Below are 20,405 nucleotides of genomic sequence, written 5' to 3'. Positions count from 1 at the left end.
CTAACTGCCGCGCCGGGCCTTCGCATAGGCCCGGACGGCGTCCCCGAAGGCGGCGAACAGTTTCACCGAATCGGGGTTGTTCAGCGCCTTGAACTCCGGGTGCCACTGGGTGCCGATCGCGAAGCTGCGGGCCTCCCTCACGGATACCGCCTCGATGATGCCGTCAGGCGCTGTCGCCTCGACGGCCAGCCCCTTGGCGAGCCGCTTGATGCCCTGGCGGTGGATCGAGTTCACCATGGTCTCGCGCTTGCCGAGGATCTGCTCAAGTATGCCGCCCGGCCTGATGTTGATCACATGGGCAGGCGCGTAGCGCACATCGACATCGTCGTGGCGCGGCGCGCGGTGATCGATCCTGCCCTCGCTCTCCTGAAGTTCGGTCTCCAGCGTTCCGCCCAGCACCACATTCAGTTCCTGAAAGCCGCGGCAGATGCAGAACAGCGGCATGCCGCGGCGGATCGTCTTGTCGATCAGTTTGAGCGTCACTGCGTCGCGCGCGTGGTCATAGGGCTCATGGGCGGGCGAGGGCTGCTCGCCATAATGCGGCGGGTGCACGTTCGACACCGCCCCGGTGACCACCACGCCGTCCAGATGATCGAGCAGCGCGTCGAGTTCCAGCGCGTCGATCAGCGACGGGATCATCACCGGCAGGCAATGCGCCGCCTCGGCCACGGCGCGCACATATTTGTCGCCGATCGAATGATAGAGAAAGCCGTTGCTCTCATAGGTGTCGGCCGGCAGGCCGACGAGGGGCAGATAGGTCATGTCCGATCCTTGTGGACGGGCTGATTTGCCGTCTAGATAGCAAGCCGGCGCAGGAAATGTCCAACTGCCACCTCGCGCCTTGGAGGACCCACATGGATTTCTCGCTCGATCCGGCCATCGACGCCTTGCGGCTGAAGGTGCGGGCTTTCGTCGACGGCCATGTGATTCCGCTCGAGTCCGATCCCGGCAGTTACGACGCTTATGGCAACATCCGGCTCGATCTGCTGGCCAGCCTGCGCCAGCAGGTGAAGGCGCAAGGCCTGTGGGCCCCGCAGGTGCCGGTGGCGCGTGGCGGCCTGGGGCTTACCATGGTGGGCCGCGCCGCCTTCTACGAGGAAGCCAACCGCTCGATTTTCGGGCCCTTGTGCTTCAACTGCGCCGCGCCGGATGATGGCAACATGACGGTGCTGGACAAGGTGCTGAAGACCGCGGCACAGAAAGACAAATGGCTGCAGCCGATCGCCGATGGCGCGGTGCGCTCCTCTTTCGCGATGACCGAACCGAGCCCCGGGGCCGGCTCCGACCCCGGCGGCATGATGCTGACGCGGGCTGAAAAGCAGGGTGGCCATTATGTCATCCATGGCCGTAAATGGTTCATCTCGGGTGCTGACGGGGCGAGCCATTTCATTCTCGTGGCGCGCACCTCGGATGATCCGCGCAACGGGCTTTCGGCCTTTCTGTTCCACAAGGATCAGCCGGGCTGGCGCATCGTGCGCCGGGTGCCCACCATGGGGCCGGATGAGTTGGGCGGCACCTGCGAGCTTGAATTCGACGGGCTGGAGATTCCGGAAGAAAACCTGCTGATGGAGGAGGGTGACGGCCTGCGCCTCACCCAGATCAGGCTGGGCCCCGCCCGGCTTACCCACTGCATGCGCTGGCTCGGCCTGTCACGGCGCTGCCTTGAAATCGCCGGGGCCCATGTGAAGGACCGCAAGGCCTTCGGCCTGCCTCTCGCCGAGCGTGAAAGCGTGCAGATCATGCTGGGCGAGGTGGCCGCCGAGATTGCCAAGGGCAGGCTGCTCACCATGCACGCCGCCTGGAAGCTGGACCGCGGCGAGAAAGCGCAGGCGGAGATCTCGCTGGCCAAGATCCATGTCGCTGACACGCTGAACCGCGCGGCGGATGTGGGCGTGCAGCTTCTGGGGGCGCGCGGCTATTCCAGGGACACGGTGCTGGAATGGATCTACCGCTATGCGCGCTGCGCCAGGCTCGTCGACGGCGCCTCGGAGGTCCACAAGATGGTGCTGGCGCGCAGCCTCGCCAAGCAGGGCAATGACTTCTGGAACTGGGGTTAGGCCAGCAGCTTCGCGGCTGCGCCAAGAACGGCGCTCAAGGCAAGCACCGGCACGATCCCCAGCCGAAAGCGCAGCAGCGCCAGCGCGGCGAGCCCGCTCAGCGCCAGCGCCGAACCATCGAGATTGGTCCAATCCGGCACCCAGGGCCGGAACCAGCCTGGAAGCCGCTCCACCTGGCCAAACAGCACATGGAGCCCGAACCACAGTGAGAGATTGAGGATCACCCCCACCACCGCGGCGGTGATGGCGGCAAGCGCGCCCGAAAGCCGTGGGCGCTTGCCCAGGGCTTCGACATAGGGGGCTCCGGCGAAGATCCACAGGAAACAGGGCGCGAAGGTCATCCACAGCGTCACCGCTGCCGCCGCAAGCCCACCCCACATGGACCCCATCTCGCGGAGCCCCGCGAAATAGCCAACGAACTGCGTCACCAGGATCAGCGGCCCCGGTGTGGTTTCGGCCAGCGCCAGCCCGTCCATCATTTCGGTTGCCGAGAGCCAGCCCTGGGTCTCCACCGCCGCCTGCGCCATATAGGCCAGCACCGCATAGGCCCCGCCGAAGGTGACGAGCGCCAGCTTGGAAAAGAACACGCCCACCTCGGTCAGCACGTGGTGCGGGCCCAGCAGCAGCGCCAGCGCCGCCAAGGGTACGAGCCAGATGGCGCCCCACAGCGCCACCGTGCCGGCCAGCTCGCGCCAGCCTGGAACGCTGGCGTGATGCGGTTCGGCAGCGCTGCTGGCCCGCCAGAAGCCGTAAAGCCCCGCCGCGACGATCACCACCGGAAACGGCATGGCGAAGAAGAACAGCGCCGCGAAGGCCAGTGCCGCGATGACCCAGTCGGCGCCGGTCTTGAGGGCGCGGCGCGCCACCCGCACCAATGCTTCGATGACGATGGCCAAGACCGCCGCCTTGATGCCATAGAACAGCGCCTCCGCCAGTGGCAGCTTGCCCAGCGCCGCATAAAGCATGGTGAGGGACAGCACGATGACAGCCCCCGGCAGCACGAACAGCAAACCCGCCGCCAGCCCGCCCTTCACGCCATGCAGCTTCCAGCCGGCATAGGTGGCGAGTTGCATCGCTTCGGGGCCCGGCAGCAGCATGCAGAAGTTGAGCGCGGTGAGATACTCCCTTTCCGACAGCCAGCCGCGCTCCTCGACGAGCGCGCGGTGCATCAGCGCGATCTGGCCGGCCGGGCCGCCGAAGGAGGTGAGGCCGATCTTCGCCCACACCCGCAAGGCTTCCACGAAACCGGGGCCTGGCGGCGAAGCATTTTGATTGTCCATGCGATTCAGTATAGTTGGGCCCATGTCCAAGTCGACCCACAGCCTCTCCGACCTTTATGACCTTTCGATTACACGGCTGTTCCTGACCGGACCGCAGGCGATCCTGCGCATGGTGCTGATGCAGTCCGAGCGTGACCGGCGGAACGGGCTCAACACCGCGGCCTATGTCTCAGGCTACCGGGGCTCGCCGGTCGGCACGGTCGACAACCAGTTCCAGGCGGCAAAGCCGGTGCTGGCGCCGCGCAACATCGTGTTTCAGCCCGGCCTCAACGAAGACCTGGCGGCCACCGCCCTGTGGGGAACCCAGCAGGCGGAAATGCGCGGCGAGGGCAAGTTCGATGGCGTATTCGGCCTCTGGTACGGCAAGGGGCCGGGCGTTGACCGGTCGGGCGATGTGTTCCGGCACGCCAACATGGCCGGCACCTCGCCCCATGGCGGTGTGCTGGCCCTTGCCGGGGATGATCATTCGGGCGAATCCTCCACTGTCGTGCATGCCAGCGACGTGGCGCTGATGGATGCGATGATCCCCGTGCTGTCGCCCGCCGGCGTGCAGGAAATCATCGATTTCGGCCTGATGGGCTATGCGCTGTCGCGCCATGCGGGGGTCTGGGTCGGCCTCAAATGCGTGCATGACACGGTCGAGTCCTCGGCGGTGGTGGATGCCAGCCTTGACCGCAATGTGCCCGTCGTGCCCGCTGAACCGGCCCCGCCGCCGGGGGGCCTGTCGATCCGCCCGCGGGATGACCGGGTGCCGCAGGAAGAGCGGCTGCACATGCACAAGCTGCCGGCCGTCAAGGCCTTTGCGTGGGCCAACGGCCTGAACCGCATCGTGTTCGCGGGCGGGGCCGCGCCGCGGCTCGGCATCGTGGCGGCGGGCAAGGCGTTTCTCGACGTGCGCCAGGCGCTGGACGATCTCGGTATCGGCGAGGATAGCGCGGCCAGGCTTGGCATCCGGCTGCTCAAGATCGGCATGGTGTGGCCGCTCGAGCCGGCGATCATCAAGGAATTCGCGCGCGGCCTCGCCACCATCATGGTGGTCGAGGAGAAGCGCCCCATCATCGAGGCGCAGATCAAGGATATTCTGTATACGGAGCAGAGCCGTCCGGCGGTGATCGGCAAGCAGGACGAGCGGGAGAACACGCTGTTTCCGCCGCATGGCGTGCTCGACCCGACCCATATCGCCCGCGCCATTGCCGCGCGGGTGGGCGAGGGCGCGCTCGCCGATTGCGCCGTGGCCTTGGCGGAGGCGCAGCCTGCCGGCAACCAGCCCGATCTTGTGGCGCGCGTTCCCTATTTCTGTGCCGGCTGCCCGCATAATTCATCCACCGTGCTGCCGGAGGGTGCGCGCGGCTATGCCGGCATCGGCTGCCACTGGCTTGCGCAGTTCGTGCCGGACCGCAAGACCGAGGGCGCCACCCAGATGGGTGGCGAAGGCGCCAACTGGGTTGGCGAGGCGCCGTTCTCGAAGCGCAAGCATGTGTTCCAGAACATCGGTGACGGCACCTACAACCACTCGGGCCTGATGGCCATCCGCCAGGCGGTGGCCGCGGGCACCACCATCACCTACAAGATCCTGTTCAATGATGCGGTGGCGATGACCGGCGGCCAGAAGAATGATGGCGGCCTGACGGTTGAGCAGATTGCCACCCAGATGCGGGCCATCGGCATCGAGCGCATCGCGGTGGTCTCGGACGAGCCGGACAAATACGCCTCGCGCGCCGCCTTTCCTGCATGGACGAGCTTCCATGACCGGCGCGACCTGCAAGCCGTGCAGGCCGAGATGATGGAAGTGCCGGGCGCCAGCGTCATCATCTATGACCAGACCTGTGCCGCCGAGAAACGCCGGCGGCGGCGCAAGGGGGCGCTTCCCGACCCCGGCAAGCGGGTGTTCATCAATGAGCTGGTCTGCGAAGGCTGCGGCGATTGCGGGGTCAAGTCCAATTGCGTGGCGATCCAGCCTGTCGAAACCGAATTCGGGCGCAAGCGCCGCATCGACCAGTCTGTCTGCAACAAGGACTTCTCCTGCCTCAACGGCTTCTGCCCCAGCTTCGTGACGGTCGAGGGCGGCGTGCCCGTGAAGTCCGCCCCGGGCCGGGCTATGGATTTCGAAGCAGCGCCGTTCCCCGTGGTGCCGGAGCCGGTGCTGCACGCGCTCGACAAGCCGTGGAGCATTCTGGTGGCCGGCATCGGCGGCACCGGTGTTGTCACCATCGGCCATATTCTCGGCATGGCGGCGCATATCGAGGGCAAGGGCGCGGCGCTCATCGACATGGTCGGCATCTCGCAGAAGAATGGCGCTGTCGTCACCCATCTGAAGATCGGGGCAAGGCCCGGTGATATCGCCGCTGTGCGGGTGGCGCGTGGACAGGCTGATCTCATTCTCGGCTGCGATCTCGTCACCACCGCCTCGGCGCGTATTCTGGCGGGCGCCTCGCGCCAGCGCAGCCATGCGGTGGTCAACAGCCATGAGGTGATGCCCGCGCAATTTACCCATGACGCCGATTTCGACGTACGGGGCGGGTCGCTGGCCTTGCGCATCGCGGCGGCGGTGAGGCCAAACGGCTTCCACGCCATCGACGCCACCGACATCGCCACCAGGCTGCTGGGCGACTCGATCGCCGCCAACCTCTTCACTTTGGGCTATGCCTGGCAGAAAGGCCTGGTGCCTGTCTCGCGTGAAGCGATTGCCCAGGCGGTGGAACTCAACGGCGTTGCGGTGAAGAAGAACCTCGCGGCCTTCGCCTGGGGCCGGCGCGCTGCCGCCGATGAAGCAGCACTGCGCACCCTGATCGGCGCCCGCGCCGTGGTAAAGCCCGAGACGCTGGATGAGATCGTGGCGCGGCGGGTGGACGTCCTCACGGCCTACCAGAATGCCGCCTACGCCGAAAGCTACCGCGCCTTCGTGGAGAAGGTGCGCGCCGCGGCGGAACCGCTGGCGCTTCCCGTGGCGCGCAACCTGTTCAAGCTGATGGCCTACAAGGATGAATATGAGGTGGCCCGGCTCTATGCCGATGGCGGCTTTGCCGAGCGGCTTGCAAGCCAGTTCACCGGCGATGTCCGGCTTACCTTCCATCTGGCGCCGCCGCTGCTGGGGCGTATCGATCCCGCCACCGGCAAACCCGCCAAGATCCAGTTTGGGCCATGGATGATGCCGGTGTTCCGGCTGCTGGCCAAATTCAAATGGCTACGCGGCACCGCGTTTGATCCGTTCGGGCGAAGTGCTGAACGCCGCGAGGAACGCCAGCTGATCGCCGGCTACCGCGCGCTGATCGACAACCTCTTGCAGCGCCCCGGCCTGGCGCGTTCGGAGGCGGCGATGGAACTGGCCTCGCTGCCCGAGACCATTCGTGGCTTCGGTCATGTCAAGCAGGCGAGCATCGCCAAAGCCAAGGCCCGCGAGGCCGAATTGCTGCAAAGCCTCGCCGGCGGCAAACCGCGCCTGCGGGCGGCGGCGGAGTGACCCGGCAACCGACTGGGAAGAGGCAAACCCGTCACGCCACGGCGCGCCCGTGGCATCTTGCCGGCAGCGCGGGCATGACCTCCACAACCTCGTCATGCCACGGCTTGACCGTGGCATCTTGCAGACAGCGCTTGTGATGATGGCCTGGTCAGGCCGGGCCATGACGAGAGGGGGACGGCCTGACCATGGCATCCGCTAGCGCGGCCGTGGCCGGATATGGCCGATCACATTGGAGGCGATGCGCGCCGCGGTGAAAGCGGCGGTCTGCAGCCGGTCGCGCTGCGGCACGAATTCCACCATGGCGAACCCGGCGATGCGCGCCTTGGCGGCAACTCCGGCGACGAGGTCCGTCACCTGCGTGTAGGTGAGCCCGCCCGGCGAGGGATAGGCCACCGCCGGCATGGCGCTTGAATCGAGCGCGTCGCAATCGAGCGAGATCACGCAATCGCAATCCTCGGGGATGTGCTGCAGCACCTCCGCCACGCTCTTGTGGTGAATGTCGCGGGACGTGACGATGCGCGCCCCCCAATCGCGCGCGTCGCGCACCTCGCCTTCGCGCGCGGTGCCGATGCCGCGGGCGCCCGCCTGCACGATGCGCCAGACGTGGCCGTGTTCGGAGGCGCGCCGCATGGTGGACGAGAAGCCCATGGTTTCGCCCTCGCGCTCATGGCGCCAGTCGATATGGGCATCAATCTGCAGGATAACGATTGCCGGATGTTCGCTGAAACCGGCGATAAACGGGATGGGCACCGAATCGTCGCCGCCGAACATCAGTGGCACCGCGCCGGCATCAAGGATTTGCCGGGTGGTGTGTTCGATCAGCGTCCGGTTGCCCTCGCCATCGCTGCGCTTCGTCTTGAGGTTGCCGAGATCGCAGACGCGCTGGCCATGGCGGAGCAGCGGGCCGCCGAGATCCCAGTCCCAGGAGTTGAGCCAGCCGATATCCGGCGCCACAGCCTTGCGGAAGGCGTCGGGCGCGCCGGCGTGAACGGAGTTGTTGATGCCGGGATAGGGCGTGCCGTGCGGCGCGCCGAAAATGGCGGCGTCGAAGCCTGACGCATGCGTTGCCGCAATGGCGCCCATGAAGGGGGGAACGGGGACGGCTGGCGGCATGGCGGCGGGCTCTTGCAGGTCAGGCGGCTTGGGCATTGTGGTTGTTGGCCGCGTCCGGCCACATGACGCGGCTGGCCGGCAGCGTCAGCCGGGCGCTGGCGCCACGGCCGGGGGCGCTGCTTGCCACCACCTCGCCAGAATGGAGCAGGGCCACCCGCTTGGCAATGGGAAGCGCGAAGCTGCGCAGGCCGTCGGCCTCCAGCCGGGGCTCGAACAGCTGTGTTTGCCCGGCGGGTCCGGATGCTTCAGCGCGGCTGCCGATGTCGACCGCAAGGCCGCCATCGGCCAGCTTCTGGAGGCTGACGTCGAGGATGCCGCCCGCCCCGGATTCCGCCAGCGCCCAGTGAACCAGGCCGGCGATTGTTTGCCGGATGCGTTCGGCGTCGACGCGGATTTCAGCGCCGTCGACCAGACGCGCCACAATGATGCGGTCGCTGGCCTCAGCCTCCTCCTGGCACAGCGCCAGGGCGCTCTCCACCAGTTCGGCGGCGTCAACCTGCTGTTCGGTAATCCGCAGGCGTCCGCGCTCGAAACGGGCATAGTCATGAAGTCCGGCCGCGAAGGCCAGAAGGTCACGGCTGTTGGCCAGCACGAAGCCGCTGGCGTCGCGCCGCTCCCCGCCGGGGAGGGACGCGGCCGGGCCTGGCGCCAGAACCTGGGCAAAACCCTTGATGGTTCCGGCGGCGGTCATCACCTCTCTGGCAACGGCTTCGAGCAATTCGAGGCTGGCCGCATTCCGGCTGCTTGAGGGCTGCTCCCGGGCGCTTTCGGACGCTGGTTTTTCGCTCTGGGGCGGCCGCCGGAGCCGCTGGATCAGGCCCCAGCCCAGCGCCAGCAGCAGCCCGGCCAGCATCAGGCCGCCAAGCAGCGCCGCCCCGAACAGGCTGGCCGCGGCATGCAACGCCGCGGCGGCGGTCAGCAGGCATGCGAAGGCGATGCCTGCAACGAGCGCTGCCAGCACGGGCATTCTCCCAGGATGCATCCCTGGTTGCTGCCGTTTCAACACCGAAACTCCGGTTGCGATACAATTCCCCGCCAATATGATCTTTTGGGATTTTCAACCCGTTAACGGCGGGGTAGTGACTGGCGCACGGCAATGCGGCCGTTAGGATGGTTTAGAATTGATGAATGTTCTTCCGCCCGGGCACCCGCCGTTCAAGGTCGGGAAAATCGGCGTGTTGCTGATCAACCTCGGCACGCCCGAGGGCACGTCCTATTGGCCAATGCGCAGATATCTCAAGGAATTCCTGTCCGACCGGCGGGTGATCGAGGTCAACCCGGTACTCTGGTGGGTGCTGCTCAACGGCATCATCCTGACCACCCGGCCAAGCAAGAGCGGCCACGCCTATGAGCAGATCTGGAACCGCGAGCTGAATGAATCCCCCCTCAAGACCATCACCCGCTCGCAGGCGGAAAAGCTGGCGGCCCGGCTGGAAAGCCTGCCGCAGGTGATCGTCGACTGGGGCATGCGCTATGGGCTGCCGCCCACCAAGGAGCGGATCGAGGCCCTGAAAGACCAGGGCTGTGACCGGATCCTGCTGTTCCCGCTCTATCCGCAGTACAGCGCCTCGACGACCGCCACGGCCCTCGACAAGGCCTATGATGCGCTGAAGACGATGCGCTGGCAGCCGGCCATCCGCACCGTGCCGCCCTATTTCGACAATCCGGCCCATATCGAAGCCCTGGCGCAGTCGCTTGCCGCGCATCTCAGGACGCTGGACTGGGAGCCGGACATGATCCTGGCCTCGTTCCACGGCCTGCCCAAGGATTACTTCATGGCCGGCGACCCCTACCACTGCCAGTGTCTCAAAACCGCCCGCCTGCTGGCCGAGCGCCTCGAGCTGCCGCGCGAGAAGCTGCAGGTGGCGTTCCAGTCCCGCTTCGGCAAGGCGGAATGGCTGCAGCCCTATGCCCAGGAGACGGTCGAGCAGCTCCCTTCCAGGGGCGTCAAGAAGCTCCTCATGATCACGCCCGGCTTCGCCTCGGATTGCGTCGAGACCCTGGAGGAAGTGGCGATCGGCCTCAAGGAGACCTTCGAGGAAGCCGGCGGAGAGCAATTCTCGGTTGTGCCGTGCCTGAATGACTCCGAACCATCGATCACCATGCTGGAGCGGCTGGTTCGCCACGAGTTGCAGGGCTGGATCTGACGGCGGCGTTAACCGCGTCAGATCAATCCTGCCCGCAGCAGGTCATGGATGTGGATGAGGCCCACCGGGCGCTGCTCCGCGTCGATCACGAACAGGCTGGTGATCTTGAGGCTGTTCAGCTGTTCCAGCGCCTCGGAGGCGAGGGCGTCGGCGGCAATCGTCTTGGGCGCGCGCGTCATCACCGCGCCGGCCTGGCGGTCCAGCAGATCGGCCGACATGTTGCGGCGCAGATCGCCGTCGGTGATGATGCCGATAAGGCGTCCCCGTTCATCCACCACGCCGAAGCAGCCATAGCTGCGTCTCGTCATCACGATCAGCACATCGGCCATGGCCATGTCGGCGAGGCCGAGCGGCAGCTCGTCGCGCTGGCGCATCAGGTCACGCACGTGCTTGAGCTGGGCGCCCAGCTTGCCGCCGGGGTGGAACTTTCGGAAATCATGGGCGCTGAAGCCCTTGTCCTCGAGCAGCGCCACCGCCAGCGCGTCGCCCAGCGCCAGTTGCAACAGGGTCGAGGTGGTGGGCGCGAGGCCGTTGGGGCAGGCCTCGCGGGCCCGCGGCAGGGGCAGCACGATGTCCGCCTCCTTGCCCAGCGTGCTGTCCGGCGCCGCGGTGATGGCGATCAGCGGCACCGCGAAGCGCCGCGAATAGGTGAGGATGTCGCGCAGCTCCGGCGATTCGCCGGAGTTGGAGATCATGATCACCACATCATCGCCGGTGATCATGCCAAGGTCGCCGTGGCTCGCCTCGGCGGGATGCACGAAGCTCGCGGGCGTGCCGGTGGAGGCCAGCGTGGCGGCAATCTTGCGGGCGATGTGGCCGCTCTTGCCCATGCCCGCCAGCACCACCCGGCCCCTCGATGTCCGGATCGTCTCGACCGCCCGCGCCAGGCCATCGCCCAGTGGCCCGTCAAGGGCGGCGATCAGCTGCTGCAGGCCCTCGGCCTCGGTGAGCAGCGCCTTGCGGGCGGCGGCCCGCCAAGATGCGCCGAGCGGAACGGGGTTCAGGGTCTGGCGGTTTGACATGGCCGCTTCTTAGCCCTTTCCGGCAGCCGGCGCAAAGTCAGCGCCGGTGGCCGCCTTCCGCCAGAAGCCGTTCCAGGGCGGCGCGGAAGCCTGGCCCCACGTCGGGGCGTTCGAGTCCGAAGGCGACGTTGGCGGCGAGGAAACCCACCTTGTCGCCGCAGTCATAGGTGGTGCCCCGGTAGCGGAGCCCGTGGAAGGGCTGATGGGCCATAAGCCGGATCATGGCGTCAGTGATCTGAATCTCGCCGCCCGCACCTGGTTCCTGTTTCGCGATCTCCGCGAAGATCTCCGGCTGCAGGATGTAACGCCCGGAAATGATCAGGTTGGAAGAGGCAGATTCGCGGCTCTTGGGCTTTTCCACCATGCCGGTGATGGTGAAGGCATTGTCCTGCCAATCCCTGGCGCCGACCACGCCATAGCGGCTCACCTGCTCCCAGGGCACTTCCTCGACGGCCAGCACATTGCCGCCGCCGCGCGCCTCGTAGGCGTCGATCATCTGGCGCAGGCAGCCGGGCCTCGCGTGCATCACCATGTCAGGGAGCAGCAGGGCGAAGGGCTCGTCGCCCACGATATGGCGCGCGCACCACACGGCATGGCCCAGACCCAAGGGCTCCTGCTGGCGGGTGAAGCTGGCATGGCCGGGAAGCGGCAGGGTATCTTCAAGCCTTTCGATCTCGGACTGCCTGCCCCGCGCCCGCAGTACGGCCTCAAGCTCGAAGGCCTTGTCGAAATGGTCCTCGATTACTGACTTGTTGCGCCCGGTGACGAATACGAAATGCTCGATTCCCGCCTCGCGGGCCTCGTCCACGGCGATCTGCACCAGCGGCCGGTCGACGACAGTGAGCATTTCCTTCGGCATCGCCTTGGTGGCGGGCAGGAAACGGGTGCCGAGCCCGGCAACCGGGAATACCGCCGTCTTGATCGGACGCGCCATGCTTGACCTCTTTCCGCCAGATTTTCGGTTTCTCTGTGATAATATCGCAGACTTCGCTACACGCGAAGCAAAGGAGTTTTCAATGGCTATTCTGGTAACCGGTGGGGCGGGTTACATCGGCAGCCACATGGTGCTGGCTTTGGCCGAGGCGGGCGAAGACACCGTGGTGCTGGACAATCTGTCCACCGGCTTCTGGTGGGCGCTGCCGCGGGACACCCGGCTGGTGGAGGGCGATATTGGCGACGAGGCCCTGCTCGACCGGCTGATGGCCGAATACCGCTTCGACGCGGTGGTGCATTTCGCGGGATCGATCGTGGTGCCCGATTCGGTGAAGGATCCGCTGGGCTATTATCTCAACAACACCGTGAAATCCCGCGCCTTGCTCAGCGCCGCGGTGCGGGCCGGCATCCCACGCTTCATCTTCTCATCCACCGCCGCGGTCTATGGCAATCCCGGGGCCTTGCCAGTGTTCGAGGATGCCGCGGTGGCGCCGATCTCGCCCTACGGCGCGTCGAAGCTGATGACCGAGTGGATGCTGCGTGACGTCAATGCCGCGCACGGGCTGCAATATGTGGCGCTCCGCTATTTCAACGTGGCGGGTGCCGACCCCGGGGGCCGTACCGGCCAGTCGACGCCGCGGGCCACTCATCTCATCAAGGTTGCCTGCCAGACAGCGCTTGGCCAGCGCGGTGAACTCGAGATCTTCGGCACCGATTACCAGACGCCCGACGGCACCTGCCTGCGTGACTATATCCACGTGAGCGACCTGGCGGCGGCGCATATGGATGCGCTGGCGCATCTCCGGCGCGGTGGCGAAAGCGGGGTGTTCAACTGCGGCTATGGCAAGGGCTATTCGGTGCGCGAGGTTGTGAGCGCGGTGGAGAAGGCGGCCGGAGCGCCGCTTCCCGTGCGCTATTCGCCGCGCCGGGCGGGCGATCCGGCGGCGATCGTCGCCGGGGCGGCGCGGGTACGGGAGGTCTTGGGCTGGCAGCCCAGATATGACAACCTCGACATGATCGTGGAATCAGCGCTCGGCTGGGAACGCAAGCTCGCCCAGCGCAATTCGACCACTTCCGGATGAACGCCCGTGGCTAGACCGCCTGTCATGAACCGTCGCTTGTTCGCGGCTTTCGTCGCGCTGGCGCCGCTGCTGCCGCGGCCGGCGCTGGCCGACCCCAAATTCGAAGCCTTTATCCAGAACAGCCTGTGGCCGCGCGCCAAGGCCGCGGGAATCCCGCGTGACCTGTTCGACCGGGCGTTCAAGGGCATCACCGAGCCTGACCCCCGGGTCTTGAAGCTGGCAGCCAACCAGCCGGAATTCACCTCCACGACCGGCGACTATCTTGCCAAGGCAGTGACGCCGATCCGCATTGCGACCGGCAAGACCAAGAAGGCCGAGGAAGAGGCGCTGCTGTCGGCCATCGAAAAGAAATATGGTGTCGACCGCCACATCCTGCTCGGCATCTGGGGCATGGAGTCCAATTTCGGCAAGGACAAGGGCTCGATGAGCGTCATCCGCTCGCTGGCCACACTCGCCTACAGCGGACGCCGCAAGGCCTATGGCAACGCGCAGCTCATTGCCGCCCTCAAGATCCTGCAGAAGGGCGTGGCCAAGCCTGAGGACTTCAAGGGTTCCTGGGCTGCCGCCATGGGCCATACGCAGTTCATTCCCAGCTCTTACATCTCCTATGCGGTGGACTGGACGGGCGACGGCACCAAGGACATCTGGAATTCGCGGCAAGACGCGCTCGCCTCGACCGCCAACTATCTCGCCAAGGCTGGCTGGAAATCCGACCGTCCGTGGGGATGGGAGGTGACCCTGCCAAAGGACTTCGACGTGGCGCTGATCGGCCGCGGCAAATGGCGCAGCGTGGCCGCCTGGGAAAAGCTCGGCGTGAAGCGCGCCGATGGCCAGAAATTCGGGTCCCGCGATGTGGATGCTTTCGTCATGGTGCCGCAGGGCGTAAACGGCCCCCGTTTTCTGGTGACCCAGAACTTCCTCGCCATCATGGATTACAATCTCTCGCATTCCTATGCGCTGGCGGTCGGCCATCTGGCGGACCGTATCCGCGGCATGGGGCCCATTCAGGCGGCCTGGCCCTCGGTTGATTTCGGGCTCAGCTTCGAGCAGCGCGTGGAACTCCAGAAACGGCTCAATGCCATGGGGTTCAAGACTGGCGGCAGCGATGGCCGCTTCGGGGCGCGCACCTATGAGGCGATCATCGCCTATCAGGCGAAAGCCGGCTTGCCGCTCGACGGGAGGCCCTCGCTGAAGCTTCTCGAACACATGCGGAAGAACGGCTGAACATGTGGCGGCCCGCTCTTGTCATGGTGTTCCTGCTGTTGGCCGTCACGGCGTCGGCGCAGGCGCCCGATCAGCCGATCATGGGCTCTTCCGGCATGGGCGATGTGGCTGCCGTGCCCACCACCGGCCAGCTCGAGGCGCGGCGGGTTCTGGTGCTGGGTGACGGTGTCGGCGGCGGGCTGGGCGCCGGCCTGCTGCGCGCCGCGGCGACCGATCCCGGACTGGATGTCGTCTCGCGCTTCAACGAGGAATCGGGCCTGGCCCGGCCCGAAGTCTATGACTGGGCCGCCACCGCGCAGAAGATCCTGGAGGGCGCCACCTTCGACGTGATCGTGGTGATGCTGGGCGCCAACGACCGTCAGACGATCCGCGACGGTGAGTTGCGCCAGCCCTTCGGCAGCGAGGGCTGGGCCGCCGCCTACCGCAAGCAGGCCGACCGGTTGCTGGACGCATTGCAGGCCTCGGGCGCACGCGTCATCTGGGTGTCGCTGCCGCCCCTGAAGGACCCCGACTATGACGCCGCCGTCCGCGCCATCACCGCGCTGCAGCGCGAGCGCGTCGAAGCCCGCGGCATGACCTTTCTCGATCTCAGGCCACAGCTTTCCGGCGCCGATGGCGGCTTTGCCGAAACCGTGCAGGATGCTTCCGGTACGGTGGTCAAGCTGCGCGGCCGCGACGGCATCTCCTTCTTCAAGGCGGGAAACAACCTGATGGCGCAACTGGTGCTGGCGGCGCTTGCCAACACTGCGCCGACACCCGCCGCCGAGGCCGCCATCACGGCGCCGGAGGACCCCGGCGTGTTGCGCAATGTGCCGGTGTTCGGCCGGACGCTGGCGGATGGCGGCTTCTACACGGTGCAGCCGGAGGGCGTCACCGCCAATGCCATGCTGCTGGCCGCCGGCCTGTCACCGGATGCTGCGCTGAAGACGCTCCGGGACGTATCGCCAGCGGATAGCGGCGCTGAGCAGCTGTTCAGGTTCGGCGCGCCGCAAACCGCCCCGCCCGGCCGGGCCGACGATTTCGCGGCGCCGCCAGGCGCAACTGAATAAGCACCCGCTAAAGCTTCCTCTCTTCCACCTTCAGGGCATCGGCCAGACGGGCTGTGGCGCTGCCAGGCTTCAGGGGTTTGGGTTGGCTCTCATGCGGGGCCCAGCCGGTGATCCAGGCCACTTCGGCGGTGGCGCGAATGCGCCCGTCATGATCAGCAAAGTTCTTGTCGTAGTGAGCAGCGGCGGCGGCCAGCAGGCGGCGGCTTACCGGCCGGCGCGAACGGCCAGCGAGCGCGCTTCCAAGGCCAAGCGCGCGGATTTCACGCATCAGCGACAGGGCATCGGCATAGCGCACGACCACGCGGTCAAGATCGGCGACCGGCAGCGCCAGCCCGGCGCGCTGCAGCAGACCGCCCAGCTCGCGCACATCGATCATCGGCGCCACCCGCGGCGACACGCCGCCAGTGAGCGCCTCCTCGGCGGCAAGCCATGACTGGCGGAGTTCGGTCAGCGTCTCGCCAGCGAACAGGCAGGCGAGCAGCAGGCCATCCGGCTTCAGCGCCCGCCGCATCTGGATGAGGGCGCCCGGCACGTCATTCACGCCCTGAAGGTCAAGCACGCTGACCAGCGCATCATAATGCGCCTCGGGCAGCGCCAGGTCCTCGCTGACGGCAGGATGACTGACCTCCAGCGCCGCGATCTGGCCGGTTTCGCGGAGCCTTGCGGCGATGGCGGCTGGCTCACGCGCGATCAGCAGGGCGCGGCCAAAGCGCCGGTTGATCATGGCCAGACGGTCAGCGAGCTCCGCCGCCAGGCTGGCCGCGAGCAGGCTTGGTTCCGCCAGTGGCCGCCGCATGGCGCGCGCCGCCGCGAGCCCCCGGTCAAACAGCGGCGGCGCTGCCGTCATCAGCCGAGAAGCTCGCGCTTGATGAGGTCGTAGGTGGCGCGGTCGGGGGCGGAGATGATGCCGCCCTCGTGGCGTGAGGCGGAATAGGGGCTGCCGTCAAGCAGCGCTGAATAGCCGCCCGTCTCGGCATGGATCAGCACGCCCGCCGCGTGGTCCCACGGCATCAGCTTGTAATGCAGGCTGAAATGCACCAGGCCCTCGGCGATCAGCCGGTATTCATAGGCCGCGCAGCGATAATTGAAGCAGGCCTTGGTCTTGGCGAGATTGGCGACCGTGCGGCTGCGCTGCGGCTCCGGCATCAGATACCAGGAGGACAGGCCGGTCATTTCCGAGAGCTTGTCCGGCTTCGCCACGCGCAGATCGCGCGTCCGGCCGTTGACGCTTTCGGCCCAGGCCCCCTCCCCGCGCAACGCCTTGTGCCAGTCGCGCCCGACTGGATCGAGAATCAACCCCGCCACCGTTTCGCCGCGCGAGACTACCGCCGCCATGACGCCGAACAGCGGCATGCCCCAGGCGAAGTTCGAAGTGCCGTCGATGGGATCGACGATGATCGCCAGCTCGGCATCCGTGATGCGTGTGAGCAGTGCGGCGTCGCGCGCCGCTGATTCCTCGCCAACGAACAAGGCCTTGGGAAAGGCCTTGGCGCAAAGATCGCGGATCCGCCATTCGCCCTGCTCGTCGGCGTCGGTTACCAGGTCGAGGGCGCCGGTCTTCTCGCGGATGCCGCCGTCCTCGAGGCGGCGAAAGCGCGGCATGATTTCGGTTTCAGCCGCCTCGGCGAGGATGGCGGACAGGCGGTCAAGGTCGGCGCGGGCAAAACTCATGTCATCTCCGGTGTTCTTGCGCGGACGCTGATAGACGAAATCGATTCATGAATCCATGTCCGCACAACGCTGTGTTAGCGTAATGACATGGACAGCGCCGTTTCCAACGTCCCCGCCCGGCTGTGGCGCGGCCTCGTCGATCTTCTGACGCCAAGCCTGTGCCTGGTCTGCGATACCGCGGTGGAGGAGCCGGCCAGCCTGTGCGTCGCGTGCTGGGCGAAGCTCCGGCACCTCGACGAGCCAGTGTGCAACATGCTGGGCACGCCCTTCGCCTATGACCAGGGCGAGGCAGCATTGTCGGCCGAGGCGCTGGCCGGTCCGCCGGCCTGGGACCGGGCGCGCGCTGCTGTCATTTTCAACGACGAGGGCGCAAAGCTCGTGCATGCCCTGAAATACCGCGACCGGCCAGAGGCGGGGCTGCTGATGGCCCGCATGATGGCGCGGGCCGGCCGCCGCCTGCTCAGCGAGGCGGATGTGATCCTGCCCGTGCCGCTGCATTTCTTCCGCCTGTGGCAGCGGCGCTTCAACCAGTCGGCCTATCTGGCGCAGCAGCTCTCGCAGTGTTCCGGCACGCCATGGCGGCATGATGTGCTGATGCGGCGGCGGCGCACCCGCGCCCAGGTCGGCCTTGACCAGGCGGAGCGCCGCCGCAACGTCAAGAATGCGTTTCTGGTAAGCCCCGGCCAGGAAGCCGTGGTTTGGGGCAAGGCGGTGCTGCTGGTCGATGATGTGCGCACCACCGGCGCCACGGCGGAGGCCTGCGCCCTGGCGCTGCGGGCGGCGGGCGCGGCGCGCGTCGATCTCCTGACCTTCGCTCTTGTTCCCGCCCCCGCACGGCCCCATAATTGAACGCGTCATGACCGCGACGCCTCACATCACCATCTATACGACACCGGCCTGCCCCTATTGCCATGCCGCCAAGGCGCTGCTCACGCGCAAGGGGGCTGCCTTTGAGGAGATCGACGTCCAGAACCCAGCGCTTCGCCAAGAGATGACGCGGCGCGCCAACGGCCGCTACACCGTACCGCAAATCTTCATCGGCGAAACCCATGTCGGGGGCTGCGACGACCTGCACGATCTCGACCGGCGCGGTGCCCTCGATCCGCTGCTCGCAAGCCGGTGATCCGCGCCGCCCTGGTGCAGATGCGGTCGGGCCGCGACATGGCCCGCAACCTCGCTGATGCGACAGCGATGATCCGCGAGGCCAAGGCGCAGGCCGCGGATTTCGTCCTGACGCCGGAGATGACCAATATCATCGAGCCGGACCGGCCGCGGCTCATGGCGCTGGCACGGCCCGAGGCCGAGGACGAGAGCCTGCGGCACTTTGCGGCGCTGGCGAAGGAACTTGGCATCTGGCTCAACATCGGCTCGCTGGCGCTGAAGGGCGGCGGCGGCAGGCTGGTCAACCGCTCGCTGCTGCTGGCGCCCGATGGCGCCATCGCGGCGCGCTATGACAAGATTCACCTCTTCGATGTCGACCTGCCGACCGGCGAAGCCTTGCGCGAGTCCCAGGCCTATGAGGGCGGAAGCGAGGCGGTTCTGGCGCAGACGGCATTGGGGCCGATCGGCCTCACCATCTGCTACGATATCCGCTTTCCCGGCCTTTACCGCGCGCTGGCGAAGGCGGGGGCCGGCATGTTCACCGTGCCGTCCGCCTTCACAGTGCCGACGGGTGAGGCGCATTGGCACATTCTGCTCCGGGCCCGCGCCATCGAGACGGGCAGCTTCGTGCTGGCGGCGGCCCAGGGCGGGCGCCATGAGTCAGGCCGCGAAACCTATGGGCATTCGCTGGCGGTCTCACCCTGGGGCGAGGTGCTGGCGGAGGCAGGAGCCGAACCTTGCGTGAAGCTTGCCGAAATCGACCTAGCGGAAGCCGCGCGGGCCCGGGCGCGGATTCCGGCGCTGCGCCATGACCGCGCGGGCGAAGTCACCATCTTGAAACCGGTTTCGGGCATTGTTAGCTGAAATGCCATGATCCGTTATGACCTCATATGTGAGAAAGGCCATGCCTTTGACGGCTGGTTCCGCGACAGCGCCGCCTATGACAGGCAGGCGGCGAAAGGTCTTGTCGCCTGCACGGTGTGCGGCTCCGCGAGGGTCGAGAAGCAGCTGATGACGCCCGGCATTCCCGCGAAGTCAAACCGCAAGGAGGAGCCCGCCCGCAAGTTGCTCGCCGGGCCGGTGGACCCGCGGCTGGCGGCCATGATGGAGATGGTGCGCGAGATGCGGAAACAGGTGGAGGAAAACGCCGAATATGTCGGCGAGCGCTTCGCCGATGAAGCGCGCAAAATCCATTATGCGGAGGCTGAGGAGCGCGGCATCTACGGCGAAGCGTCTCCGGATGAAGCCAGGGCGCTGATCGAGGAAGGCATCGCCGTGCACCCGCTGCCACGGCTTCCTGAGGATGGGAACTGAGTGCTCACTGGCTGAGCCAAGTTCTCAGGGGTCGCGCACTTCCAAGTAGCGCATGCCTCCGTGCAAATTCATGAGCTCTTCGCGCAACATATGCGGACGCAAGTCAAACTCGCTCAGTCTGACCTTCGGCACCCACTTGAAGACAAGGTCGCTTTCCGCACCGAAGAATTCGAGGTGTTCCTCGAAGGATCCCGCTAAGTCACAGCGAAAATAGAGGCCGTATTCGTGAAAGGCGCGGCCATCCACCTGGAAGAGATTCTCAATAAACCAGAGAAACTCGATGGCTTTCACGTCAGCGCCGAGTTCCTCGCGAACTTCGCGCCGCAAAGCGTCAACAGCCCTTTCGCCACCTTCTATACGGCCACCGGGAAGCATCCAGAACGGCAAACCGTCCTTCCGGCACAGCAGAATTCGGTTCCGGTCAGCATCCTGAATGATCGCAGCAACGCGCGGGTTGAATTGCCAGTTCATGACAAACTCCGGTGCCTACAACAGGTCGATAAGATGCGGAATGAGCGGCAGGTCGGCGGGCGGCATCGGATAGTCGCGCAGCTTCAGCGGCCGCACCCAGGCCAGTTCCTGTCCCTCCAGCCCGGCAGCCTGGCCCTGCCAGCGGCGGCAGACATAGAGCGGCATCAGCAGGTGGAAGTCGTCGTAAGCATGGCTGGCGAAGGTCAGCGGCGCGAGGCAGGATTCGGCGACATCGATCCCCAGTTCTTCCTTCAGTTCGCGGATGAGCGCGGCCTCGGGGCGCTCGCCCGCCTCGACCTTGCCGCCGGGAAACTCCCACAGCCCGCCCATCGCCTTGTGGGCGGGCCGCCGGGCGAGCAGCACGCGCCCGTCCTTGTCAATCAGCGCAACAGCGGCGACTAGGACGGTTTTCATGCCGAAGCCCCGGGCGGGCAACTGAGCGCGCCCGCCTTCGTCCTCTCCCGCATCGCGGGAGAGGAAG

Annotated in this window: 20 protein-coding genes; 10 read left to right on the top strand and 10 right to left on the bottom strand. The window is 66.6% G+C overall.

Annotation, left to right across the window (positions count from 1 at the left end):
• Positions 1-762, bottom strand: a complete 762-nt coding sequence (locus ACKOED_RS17405) for a gamma-glutamyl-gamma-aminobutyrate hydrolase family protein (RefSeq protein ID WP_408917891.1) — start codon at positions 760-762, stop codon at positions 1-3.
• A 92-nt stretch (positions 763-854) separates the two neighbouring features.
• On the opposite strand from ACKOED_RS17405, the gene ACKOED_RS17400 reads away from it, so the two are divergent.
• Positions 855-2,057 carry an acyl-CoA dehydrogenase family protein gene (locus ACKOED_RS17400; RefSeq protein WP_408917890.1) on the top strand — a complete coding sequence of 401 codons (1,203 nt, stop codon included), beginning with the start codon at positions 855-857 and terminating at the stop codon, positions 2,055-2,057.
• Here the strand turns inward: ACKOED_RS17400 and chrA are convergent.
• A complete protein-coding gene (gene chrA, locus ACKOED_RS17395) occupies positions 2,054-3,337 on the bottom strand; it encodes a chromate efflux transporter (RefSeq protein WP_408917889.1) in 1,284 nt (427 codons plus the stop codon). The two genes, ACKOED_RS17400 and chrA, sit on opposite strands and share 4 nt — an antisense overlap.
• A gap of 22 nt (positions 3,338-3,359) precedes the next feature.
• Here chrA and ACKOED_RS17390 point away from each other — a divergent pair, with 22 nt between their 5' ends.
• Positions 3,360-6,797 carry an indolepyruvate ferredoxin oxidoreductase family protein gene (locus ACKOED_RS17390; protein WP_408917888.1) on the top strand — a complete coding sequence of 1,146 codons (3,438 nt, stop codon included), beginning with the start codon at positions 3,360-3,362 and terminating at the stop codon, positions 6,795-6,797.
• 195 nt (positions 6,798-6,992) lie between these two features.
• Here the strand turns inward: ACKOED_RS17390 and ACKOED_RS17385 are convergent, their stop codons facing one another.
• Both ACKOED_RS17385 and ACKOED_RS17380 read right to left on the bottom strand, forming a co-directional pair.
• Positions 6,993-7,910, bottom strand: coding sequence for an arginase family protein (locus ACKOED_RS17385; protein ID WP_408917887.1), 918 nt, complete (start codon positions 7,908-7,910; stop codon positions 6,993-6,995).
• A 19-nt stretch (positions 7,911-7,929) separates the two neighbouring features.
• On the bottom strand, positions 7,930-8,871 hold the full coding sequence (locus tag ACKOED_RS17380) for a sensor histidine kinase (RefSeq protein ID WP_408917886.1): 942 nt from the start codon (positions 8,869-8,871) through the stop codon (positions 7,930-7,932).
• Between the two features lie 163 nt (positions 8,872-9,034).
• On the opposite strand from ACKOED_RS17380, the gene hemH reads away from it, so the two are divergent.
• A complete protein-coding gene (gene hemH, locus ACKOED_RS17375; RefSeq protein ID WP_408917885.1) occupies positions 9,035-10,057 on the top strand; it encodes a ferrochelatase in 1,023 nt (340 codons plus the stop codon).
• Between the two features lie 17 nt (positions 10,058-10,074).
• Here hemH and ACKOED_RS17370 read toward each other — a convergent pair whose 3' ends face one another.
• Positions 10,075-11,079, bottom strand: a complete 1,005-nt coding sequence (locus ACKOED_RS17370) for an SIS domain-containing protein (protein WP_408917884.1) — start codon at positions 11,077-11,079, stop codon at positions 10,075-10,077.
• 37 nt (positions 11,080-11,116) lie between these two features.
• Entirely contained in the window at positions 11,117-12,013 is an 897-nt protein-coding gene (locus ACKOED_RS17365) for a UTP--glucose-1-phosphate uridylyltransferase (protein ID WP_408917883.1), read from the bottom strand.
• 82 nt (positions 12,014-12,095) lie between these two features.
• Here ACKOED_RS17365 and galE point away from each other — a divergent pair, with 82 nt between their 5' ends.
• From galE to ACKOED_RS17350, 3 genes are read left to right on the top strand one after another with little or no spacing between them, the layout of a single operon-like run.
• Positions 12,096-13,094 carry a UDP-glucose 4-epimerase GalE gene (gene galE, locus ACKOED_RS17360; RefSeq protein WP_408917882.1) on the top strand — a complete coding sequence of 333 codons (999 nt, stop codon included), beginning with the start codon at positions 12,096-12,098 and terminating at the stop codon, positions 13,092-13,094.
• 24 nt (positions 13,095-13,118) lie between these two features.
• The gene (locus ACKOED_RS17355) at positions 13,119-14,318 is read left to right on the top strand and encodes a lytic murein transglycosylase (RefSeq protein WP_408917881.1); all 1,200 of its coding nucleotides are present in this window, start codon (positions 13,119-13,121) and stop codon (positions 14,316-14,318) included.
• Between the two features lie 2 nt (positions 14,319-14,320).
• Entirely contained in the window at positions 14,321-15,367 is a 1,047-nt protein-coding gene (locus tag ACKOED_RS17350; RefSeq protein ID WP_408917880.1) for a DUF459 domain-containing protein, read from the top strand.
• A gap of 7 nt (positions 15,368-15,374) precedes the next feature.
• On the opposite strand, the gene ACKOED_RS17345 is transcribed toward ACKOED_RS17350, so the two are convergent.
• Positions 15,375-16,214: a methyltransferase domain-containing protein gene (locus ACKOED_RS17345; protein WP_408917879.1), complete on the bottom strand. Its 840-nt coding sequence runs from the start codon at positions 16,212-16,214 to the stop codon at positions 15,375-15,377.
• Complete coding sequence (locus ACKOED_RS17340) at positions 16,214-17,038, bottom strand: inositol monophosphatase family protein (RefSeq protein ID WP_408917878.1); 825 nt, start codon at positions 17,036-17,038, stop codon at positions 16,214-16,216. Before ACKOED_RS17340 ends, ACKOED_RS17345 begins: the two co-directional genes overlap by 1 nt.
• Before the next feature lie 87 nt (positions 17,039-17,125).
• Here ACKOED_RS17340 and ACKOED_RS17335 point away from each other — a divergent pair, with 87 nt between their 5' ends.
• Genes ACKOED_RS17335 through ACKOED_RS17320 form a run of 4 tightly spaced genes read left to right on the top strand, consistent with a single transcriptional unit; the run spans position 17,126 to position 19,453 of the window.
• Positions 17,126-17,887 carry a ComF family protein gene (locus ACKOED_RS17335; protein ID WP_408917877.1) on the top strand — a complete coding sequence of 254 codons (762 nt, stop codon included), beginning with the start codon at positions 17,126-17,128 and terminating at the stop codon, positions 17,885-17,887.
• 7 nt (positions 17,888-17,894) lie between these two features.
• On the top strand, positions 17,895-18,161 hold the full coding sequence (gene grxC / locus ACKOED_RS17330) for a glutaredoxin 3 (RefSeq protein ID WP_408917876.1): 267 nt from the start codon (positions 17,895-17,897) through the stop codon (positions 18,159-18,161).
• Complete coding sequence (locus ACKOED_RS17325) at positions 18,158-19,003, top strand: carbon-nitrogen hydrolase family protein (protein WP_408917875.1); 846 nt, start codon at positions 18,158-18,160, stop codon at positions 19,001-19,003. Before grxC ends, ACKOED_RS17325 begins: the two co-directional genes overlap by 4 nt.
• A gap of 6 nt (positions 19,004-19,009) precedes the next feature.
• Complete coding sequence (locus ACKOED_RS17320) at positions 19,010-19,453, top strand: DUF1178 family protein (protein WP_408917874.1); 444 nt, start codon at positions 19,010-19,012, stop codon at positions 19,451-19,453.
• 24 nt (positions 19,454-19,477) lie between these two features.
• On the opposite strand, the gene ACKOED_RS17315 is transcribed toward ACKOED_RS17320, so the two are convergent.
• Together ACKOED_RS17315 and mutT are read right to left on the bottom strand one after the other, a co-directional pair.
• Complete coding sequence (locus tag ACKOED_RS17315; protein ID WP_408917873.1) at positions 19,478-19,924, bottom strand: NUDIX hydrolase; 447 nt, start codon at positions 19,922-19,924, stop codon at positions 19,478-19,480.
• A gap of 15 nt (positions 19,925-19,939) precedes the next feature.
• Positions 19,940-20,338 (bottom strand): 8-oxo-dGTP diphosphatase MutT, encoded by a 399-nt coding sequence (gene mutT / locus ACKOED_RS17310; RefSeq protein WP_408917920.1) that lies wholly within the window; start codon positions 20,336-20,338, stop codon positions 19,940-19,942.
• Positions 20,339-20,405: the final 67 nt, after the last annotated feature.

The sequence above is a fragment of the Aestuariivirga sp. genome (assembly GCF_046093005.1).
Taxonomy (GTDB): Bacteria; Pseudomonadota; Alphaproteobacteria; order Rhizobiales; family Aestuariivirgaceae; genus Aestuariivirga.
Note: the sequence above shows the minus strand (reverse complement) of the source record. Positions and strands in the feature narration are given on the sequence as shown.